The 6,071-nt window shown below is 70.0% G+C and carries 7 protein-coding genes; 5 read left to right on the forward strand and 2 right to left on the reverse strand.

The annotated features are described in order from the left end of the window. Positions 1 to 37 precede the first annotated feature (37 nt). Positions 38 to 1,786 carry an aldehyde dehydrogenase family protein gene (locus VME70_04715; protein ID HTW19501.1) on the reverse strand — a complete coding sequence of 583 codons (1,749 nt, stop codon included), beginning with the start codon at positions 1,784 to 1,786 and terminating at the stop codon, positions 38 to 40. A gap of 48 nt (positions 1,787 to 1,834) precedes the next feature. Between VME70_04715 and VME70_04720 the strand changes: the two genes are divergently transcribed. The 5 genes from VME70_04720 (at position 1,835) to VME70_04740 (ending at position 5,554) form a co-directional block, all read left to right on the forward strand. Further along, entirely contained in the window at positions 1,835 to 3,034 is a 1,200-nt protein-coding gene (locus tag VME70_04720) for a M20 family metallopeptidase (protein ID HTW19502.1), read from the forward strand. Further along, positions 3,031 to 3,645 carry a Maf family protein gene (locus tag VME70_04725; protein ID HTW19503.1) on the forward strand — a complete coding sequence of 205 codons (615 nt, stop codon included), beginning with the start codon at positions 3,031 to 3,033 and terminating at the stop codon, positions 3,643 to 3,645. The genes VME70_04720 and VME70_04725 overlap by 4 nt, the downstream gene beginning before the upstream one ends. Further along, a complete protein-coding gene (gene dusB, locus VME70_04730; GenBank protein HTW19504.1) occupies positions 3,642 to 4,769 on the forward strand; it encodes a tRNA dihydrouridine synthase DusB in 1,128 nt (375 codons plus the stop codon). Before VME70_04725 ends, dusB begins: the two co-directional genes overlap by 4 nt. Before the next feature lie 163 nt (positions 4,770 to 4,932). Continuing rightward, positions 4,933 to 5,136: a cold-shock protein gene (locus VME70_04735; GenBank protein ID HTW19505.1), complete on the forward strand. Its 204-nt coding sequence runs from the start codon at positions 4,933 to 4,935 to the stop codon at positions 5,134 to 5,136. Between the two features lie 49 nt (positions 5,137 to 5,185). After that, positions 5,186 to 5,554, forward strand: a complete 369-nt coding sequence (locus VME70_04740; protein ID HTW19506.1) for an RNA polymerase-binding protein RbpA — start codon at positions 5,186 to 5,188, stop codon at positions 5,552 to 5,554. A gap of 21 nt (positions 5,555 to 5,575) precedes the next feature. Here VME70_04740 and VME70_04745 read toward each other — a convergent pair. After that, positions 5,576 to 6,071 (reverse strand): phosphodiester glycosidase family protein (locus VME70_04745; protein HTW19507.1); only part of this gene is annotated, 496 nt, incomplete at its 5' end.

Here is a 6,071-nt window from a genome sequence, read left to right on the forward strand (position 1 = left end):
GACGCAACTGCAGCAACTCGCTCCAGTTGCCTGGATGCTATCCGCGCAGTGCGGTCGTGATGAGACTCGGCAGTTTCCCCCAGGTCGGCTTCGCCATCAACCGGGCGAACATCTCCCCCGACCGCTGCGCTGTCTTGTTCGTGGCGAACCAGGTCGGTTTGACCGGCATTCGGAACGGGCCGCGCGCCACCGTCTTCTCGATATCGGTCTCGGCCAGCATCATCGAGTTGTGTACGAAGCCGATTCCTGACTGCACGTCGGTGATCGGGTGACCGGGGTAGGCGCCCCACGGGGTCGAGCCGATCAGGAACCCGAGCGCCGACCAGTGGTTGACCGCGACCGTGCCGAACCGCAGGTCCGCGATCGCCTGCTCGACCGCCCTGGCCACCTCCGCGCTCGTGAGCGACTTCGGATGGACGATCAACGAGCAGCCGAGCGTCCCCCAGACGCCGTCGTTCGCGAACTCCACCGCCTTGCGCAGGAAGTCGACCGTGCCGGTCGCGTCGATCCCGACCTCGCCGAAGACGCCGTTGAAGGCCTCGGTCGTGAAGGCGATCTCCTCCTGCGCGGCGGGTTGCAGGCCCGGGATCATCGTCCACGGCACGCCACCGGCACTCTCGTCGCCGTACCGCTCGGCCTCCGGGTGCGCGGCGACGAAGCGGTCGTAGCGCTCGCGCGCGCCGGGGTAGTACGGGTAGCGGTCACCGACCTCGCGCAGCGCGTCACGCACCGCGTCGAGCAGCTGGTCCCTCAGGTCCCACGAGTTCGAGGTGATCAGGGCGCGCAGCGCGATGCAGTTGAAGCCGCCGTTGTTGGTCAGCATCGAGGCGATGTTCTGGGCCTGGAACGCGATGTCCTTGGGTGCCCACGGCCCCGGTACGACGATCACGGGAGACACGTTGCCGAGCTCGCCCGTCACTGGCTTGGTGACCAGTGGCTCCGCAGCCGCCTTGCGCCGAGCGCCGTCCTCGCCGGACCCGAAGACGATCGCCTCGAAGGTCTTGTCCGAGCCCGTGACGTGGACATCACTGACGCCGTCGTGGCGGACGAGGTGCGTGCCGACCTCGGCCCCGCCGTACACGATCCGTAGCACGCCTCGATCGATCAGCTCGGCGAGGATCCGCTCGAAGATCGGACCGAGGTAGTCGTTGACCGGGTTCATCTTGAGGACCACCGGGTGCCGGGCGATGAACAGCCGGTCGAGCGCGTCGGTGAACGGGATCGAGGCCACGTTGCCGGCTCCGAGGACGAGCGAGACGCCCGGAGCGCCGCCGCCGAACCAGGCGGCCGCCTGCCGCTCCACCGCCTGGGCACCGGTCACCCCGCGGCGGAGCCAGATCTCCGCGCTGAAGCCGGACAACGCGACCTTGTCGAACGCGTCGAAGGGAAACGCCGGAACCGCCGTGTGCCCCCCGGTGACCGGGTGCGGACGGCCGGGGAACTGCGGCTTGTTGCCGGCGGCGATATCGGTGAGCGAGGCCGCCAGCAACCGCACGTAGCGGGCCGAGATGGCGATGCTTGCCCACTCCTCGCCGGCCAGCGGTCCGTCGGGCGGCAGCCGCTTGGCGTCGCACCCCGCGGCGACCCAGTCGGAGGCGTGCGCGAGCACGGCATCGTTCAGCCGCTCCAGCAGCCCGACCAGCTCAGTGGGCTCGGCGGCGAACCAGCGGGCCGAGTTCTCGACCAGGTCGGCGACCGCGATGTCGCAGCTCTCGAGCGACGTCGCCGGCCGACCCGTCGTGGCTTCAGGAATGGCGATCGTGCCGTGGGCGGCGAGCTGTGTCATGGACATGACCTCCCCCGCAGAGTATGTCCGATCAGTAAGTTGGCCTGCATGGCCACAGCTGAGCTCGCTGCGCAGGTGCAGGACGACCTGGTCCATCTGCGTCGCGACCTTCACCAGATCCCCGAAACCGGCTTGACCCTGCCTCGGACGCAGGAACGCGTCCTTGCCGAGCTCGACGGCCTGCCGCTCGAGATCACCACCGGCAGCGAGCCGCTCAGCTCTGTCACCGCCGTGCTCCGCGGCACCGCCGGAAGCGAACGCGCCGTCCTGCTTCGGGGCGACATGGATGCGCTGCCGGTCGTCGAGAACTCCGGCGAGCCGTTCGCGGCCAACGGCGACACCATGCACGCCTGCGGGCACGACCTGCACACCGCGATGCTGATCGGTGCGGCACGCGTGCTGAGCGCCGAGCGCGATCACCTCGCCGGCGATGTCGTGTTCATGTTCCAGCCCGGCGAGGAGGGTTACGACGGCGCGCGCCACATGGTCGAGGCGGGCGTGCTCGATGCAGCCGGTCGGCGTGTCGACTCGGCATTCGCGATCCACGTCACGTCCTCGCTGCTCCCCGCCGGCTACTTCGCCAGCCGAAGCGGGACGATCATGTCCGCGGCCGACACCCTGCGCGTCACCGTGCGCGGAGCGGGCGGTCACGGCTCGTCCCCGCACCGCGCCAAGGACCCGATTCCCGCCGCCTGCGAGATGGTCACGGCGCTCCAGACGTTCGTGACGCGGCGCTTCGACATCTTCGACCCGGTCGTCGTCACGGTCGGCGCCTTCCACGCCGGCACCAAGTACAACGTCATTCCCGACACGGCGAGCTTCGAGGCAACCGTCCGTTCGTACTCCGGTGCCGCCCACGAGCGGCTGCTCAGCGAGATCACGGGTGTCTGCACGGGAATCGGTACGGCGTACGGGCTCGAGGTCGACGCCGACATCGAGGAGCTCTACCCGATCACCGTCAACGCCGCCGAGCAGGTCGACCTCGCCCGCACGAGCGTCGCCGACGAGCACGGCGAGGACCGATGGGTCACCCTGCCCAACCCGATGTCCGGCTCGGAGGACTTCTCGCGCGTGCTCGACGCGGTGCCGGGTGTCATGGTGTTCCTCGGCGCGACGCCGCCGGCGCGCGACGCCGCAACCGCGCCTTTCAACCACTCGCCCGAGGCGGCGTTCGACGACTCGGTCATGGCCGACGGGGTCACGCTCTACGCCGACTTCGCGCTGCGAGCCCTGTCCGCAGGCAGATGACCGCGCGTCGGCTGGTGCTGGCGTCCGCGTCGCCGGCCCGGCTGCGGCTGCTCCGCGACGCGGGGCTCGATCCAGAGGTCGTCGTCAGCGGAGTCGATGAGGACGAGGGTCTGTTCGACGACCCGCACGACCTGGTCTCGGCCCTCGCGGCCGCAAAGGCGGACGCGGTTGCTCAGCGCCTTGCTGACGAGTCGGCGCTCGTGCTCGGCTGCGACTCGATGCTCGTCTTCGACGGCGTCACCATGGGCAAACCCGGCACGGCCGAGGCGGCCACCGAACGTTGGCAGCGAATGCGACGCCACACGGGCGTTCTGCTCACCGGGCACTGCGTCATCGACACCGTGAACGACGCACGCGCCGCTGGGGTGGGATCGACAACGGTTCGATTCGGCGACCCCACCGACGAGGAGATCGCGGCGTACGTCGCGACCGGCGAGCCGCTGCAGGTCGCGGGTGCGTTCACCCTGGACGGGCGGGCCGCACCGTTCGTGGACGGCATCCACGGCGACGCCAGCAATGTGATCGGGCTCTCGCTTCCGCTGCTTCGGCGTTTGCTGGCCGAGATCGGGATCGGTATCACGGAACTGTGGGCGTCCACACCACCGCGCTGAAGATCGGCCCGATCACGGTCGATCCGCCGGTCGTGCTCGCCCCGATGGCAGGCGTCACGAACGCGGCGTTCCGCACCCTGTGCCGCTCCTACGGCGCGGGCCTCTATGTCAACGAGATGGTGTCGGCGCGCGCGCTCATCGAAGGCAACGAGAAGACCCGCCGGATGGTGGGGTTCGGCGCCGATGAGCGGGTGCGGAGCATCCAGCTCTACGGCGTCGACCCGGTGACGATCGGGCGCGCGGTCGAACGACTGGTGGGCGACTCGGGGGTAGACCACATCGACCTCAACATGGGTTGCCCAGTGCCCAAGGTGACGAAGCTGGGCGGCGGCGCGGCGCTGCCGATGCACGAAGTGCTGTTTGCCGGGATCGTGCGCAGCGCGGTGCGTGCTGCGCGAACGATCCCGGTCACGGTGAAGATGCGCATGGGCGTCGACGCGGCCGGCCTCACCTACCTCGGCGCCGGCCGGATCGCCGAGGACGAGGGCGCCGCCGCAGTGGCCCTGCACGCCCGCACCGCGGAGCAGCTGTACTCCGGGACCGCCGACTGGTCGGCGATCGCCGAGCTCAAACGCGCCGTGCGGTCCGTCCCGGTGCTCGGCAACGGCGACATCTGGGTGGCCGAGGACGGCATCGCGATGATGCGGGAGACCGGTTGCGACGGCGTGGTCGTGGGGCGCGGCTGCCTCGGGAAGCCCTGGCTGTTCCGTGACCTCGCCGATGCGTTCGCCGGTCGGCCGGTCTCACCACCTCCGACTCTCGGCGTGGTCACCCGCGTGATGCGCCGCCACGTCCGGCTGCTCGTCGAGACGAAGGGCGACGAGCTGGTCGGCGTACGAGACTTTCGCAAGCACGTCGGCTGGTATCTCACCGGGTACCCGGTCGGCGGGACCGCCCGCCGCGACCTCGCTCAGACGTCCTCGCTCGGCGAGCTCGACGCGCTGATCGACGCGTTGCTCGACCGGGTCGGCCCCGAGACCCCCCTTCCGGCGGACAACATCAGGCTCGCCCGCGGCCATACCCAGGGCCCGCGTCGCGTGGTCCTGCCGGCCGGCTGGCGCGAAGCCGCGCTCGATCCTGCGCCGCCGCCGGCGGCCGCTGACGCCCTGGTCTCCGGCGGCTGAGCCGGCTCGACCGCATTCGCCGGCGTTCATGCGGTGTTAGCCTCTTGGTCGAGGTCGAGGCATCCGGCGCGGGCGCCGGGCTGCACGCGATGGTCATGCGCCCACTCGGGTGCACGCGTCGACCGAAGGCCCGGATCGGGCCGAGCACCTAGGGAAGCGATTCATGGCGCAAGGCACGGTCAAGTGGTTCAACGCCGACAAGGGCTACGGCTTCATCGCCCCGAGCGACGGAAGTGCTGATGTCTTCGTGCACTTCTCCGCGATCCAAGGCAACGGCTACCGCAGCCTCGACGAAGGCCAGAGCGTCGAGTTCGACGTGACGACCGGTCAGAAGGGCCCGCAGGCGGAGAACGTCCGCGCACTCTAGGCGCACGGCGGTCCAGGCAAACGGGACGACGAAAGACGGGAGACAGACGATGGGCTCGCGCCGGTCAACGATCCGCGGCGGCCGCCTAGGCGGCGCGCCGGGCTCCGAGGTCGACCGCGGCGGTGTGGTCGAGCCGCGCCGCGCCGTCTCGTACTGGTGCCACGCCGGGCATGAGAGCCGGCCGGCGTTCGCGCTGCACGTCGAGCTCCCGCAGACCTGGGCATGCCAGGTGTGCGGCCAGCCGGCCGGACCCAACCGCGAGGAACCGCCACCGCGCGAGCGGATGGCCGGTGGTCCGCCGAAGACCCCGTTCGAGTTCCTGATGATGCGCCGCACGATGGCCGAGGGCGACGAGCTGCTCGAAGAGGCACTCACCAAGCTGCGCGAGGACCGCTCCGGCCGCAGCCGAGCCCGCTAGACCTCCGGGCCGCCGTGCCCGCTACTTGTGCTTGACCGGCCGGGAGAGGATCGCGAGACCCACCGGCATCGGGCGCTCTTGGCCGTCGGCCGGGTAGTTCTCGAGCTTCAGCGGCTTTGACGGGTGCACCCTTGCGAGCAGCTCGGTCGAACCAGAGCCGTCGAACGCGTAGGCCTGGGTGGCTCCCAGCTGCACCATGAGCTCCGACATCTGGTCCTCGTCGAGCCCGTGCTCGTCGGCAGCGGGGTCGTCCGCAACGATCGCGATGATCATCGTCTTGCCGCCGTTGGCGAACCCGATCTCGGTCCTGGCCGGCTGCTTGGTTCCAAGGCTGTTGCAGCTCAGACCAGACCTGACCACGCCCGGAGTCTGCACGACGGCTACGCCGACGCCGTAGGCCTGGACGAACGGCTTCGCGGCATCGGTGACGACCGAGGATGCAACCGACACCTTTGTCCCGCTGGAGAGCTTCGACAGCCAGCTGTTCGCCTTCGAGCCCTTCGCCACCAGCAGGTAG

Source organism: Mycobacteriales bacterium (genome assembly GCA_035504215.1).
Classification (GTDB): domain Bacteria; phylum Actinomycetota; class Actinomycetes; order JAFAQI01; family JAFAQI01; genus DATAUK01.

Excerpts from the sequence above, each read along its gene's own strand:
- VME70_04715 (HTW19501.1), bottom strand. The coding sequence starts at position 1,786 with ATGACACAGCTCGCCGCCCACGGCACGATCGCCATTCCTGAAGCCACG.
- VME70_04720 (HTW19502.1), top strand. The coding sequence starts at position 1,835 with ATGGCCACAGCTGAGCTCGCTGCGCAGGTGCAGGACGACCTGGTCCAT.
- VME70_04725 (HTW19503.1), top strand. The coding sequence starts at position 3,031 with ATGACCGCGCGTCGGCTGGTGCTGGCGTCCGCGTCGCCGGCCCGGCTG.
- VME70_04735 (HTW19505.1), top strand. The coding sequence starts at position 4,933 with ATGGCGCAAGGCACGGTCAAGTGGTTCAACGCCGACAAGGGCTACGGC.
- VME70_04740 (HTW19506.1), top strand. The coding sequence starts at position 5,186 with ATGGGCTCGCGCCGGTCAACGATCCGCGGCGGCCGCCTAGGCGGCGCG.